We start from the raw sequence: 1,361 nt of genomic DNA, 5'->3' as shown, positions 1-1,361 counted from the left end.
GCTCCTCCGCAATCGGATAAGGTGCCTTGTCATCCAGGGTGCCGTGCATGAACAGAATCGGGAAGGCGTAGTCCTGTTTTTTCACCTTGGAATAGGGAATCTGATTCAGTCCTGTTCCGTTCAGCACGGGAAACAGCATTTCCATAATCTCAAGAGAAGGCTGGCGGGGAAGGTTGATATTCTGCTTGATATTATGGTAGAGCGTGTCCGGCTCCAGCAGGAAGGTGCTGTCCAGGATCATCGCATCGACATCCTTCGTCACAAGTCCCGCCTGGAGTGCAGTTCCAGCACCCATCGAGAAGCCCCAGACGACGATTTCGCTGGCTCCCCTGTCCTTAGCGAATTTTATGGCACCGAGCAGCTGCTGGGATTCTTTTTTACCGCCGGTTGCGATGTCCTTGCTGGTCTGGGAAGCAAAACCGTAGTCGAACATGACAACATTGAAATTCAGGCTGTGCGCATAGTGTGCCAGGTCATACATCGGAACCCAGGTCTCTTCGCGGTTGGCCCCGTACCCATGGCTGAAGACGATAGTCTTGGTGGCGCCTTCGGACGGAATGTACCAGCCCTGCATCGTACGGCTGCCATCCAGTGCAGAGAAGGTCACATCCTCATACTCCAGCCCTTTGGCGATCATCGGTGTGGAATAGAGAGGGGCTACCGTCGGATTGGACAGTACCCAGGCGATATAGGCATGGAGTGCAATGAAGCAGAAGACAAAAAAGAAAAATATCGACAATAAAAGCGCTACGACAATATGTTTAACGCGAATCATCCGCAGAGAAAGCTGGTGAGCTGCACCTGGCTTTTGCTTATCAGGTTTACGGGAGACCGGCGTGCCAGTACGTGTAGTTGCCAGATCCATAACGTCCACTCCTAGAAAATAGTTCATATGTTTAATCGTAGGGTCACGACCCGGCAAAGTCAATGAATTCGCATGTTTTGTAATCTAACTGTAAACTGGAACCCAAGCTTTTCCGGACCTGTGAATATGCTGGACTTTCTTTGGACTTTTGCACTAAGATAGAGTTGATTATGTAGAATAATGTAACCGGGTTTCATTTAATGAAACAGGTAAGGGGAGAACGCTGTGGAGGACCGTAAATTGACTGTTCGCGCCGTAGAACGTGCGCTGGATATATTGCTTTGCTTTACACAGGAGAGCGATTTGAGCCTGACGGAGATTGCCGCCAAAATCAGTCTGCATAAAAGCACAGTACACCGGCTGCTGACGACACTGGAGGAGAAGGGCTTTCTGCTGCGCAATGAAGCGACGGATAAATACCGGCTCGGCATCCGCATCTGGGAGCTGTCCACGCACCTGCCGACACTGGATGAACCGGCGGCATTGCTGCTCCCGG

At 51.1% G+C, this 1,361-nt stretch carries 2 protein-coding genes; one reads left to right on the top strand and one right to left on the bottom strand.

Going from position 1 to position 1,361, the window contains the following annotated elements:
- Positions 1 to 865 (bottom strand): alpha/beta hydrolase (locus AQR02_RS24560; RefSeq protein ID WP_054943033.1); only part of this gene is annotated, 865 nt, incomplete at its 3' end.
- A 225-nt stretch (positions 866 to 1,090) separates the two neighbouring features.
- Between AQR02_RS24560 and AQR02_RS34840 the strand changes: the two genes are divergently transcribed.
- The coding region (locus AQR02_RS34840) for a helix-turn-helix domain-containing protein (RefSeq protein WP_245237721.1) at positions 1,091 to 1,361 on the top strand (271 nt) is incomplete at its 3' end.

This window comes from Paenibacillus ihuae (genome assembly GCF_001368795.1).
In the GTDB taxonomy this organism is placed as follows: domain Bacteria; phylum Bacillota; class Bacilli; order Paenibacillales; family Paenibacillaceae; genus Paenibacillus_AQ; species Paenibacillus_AQ ihuae.
This window is presented reverse-complemented; position numbering and strand designations above follow the sequence as displayed.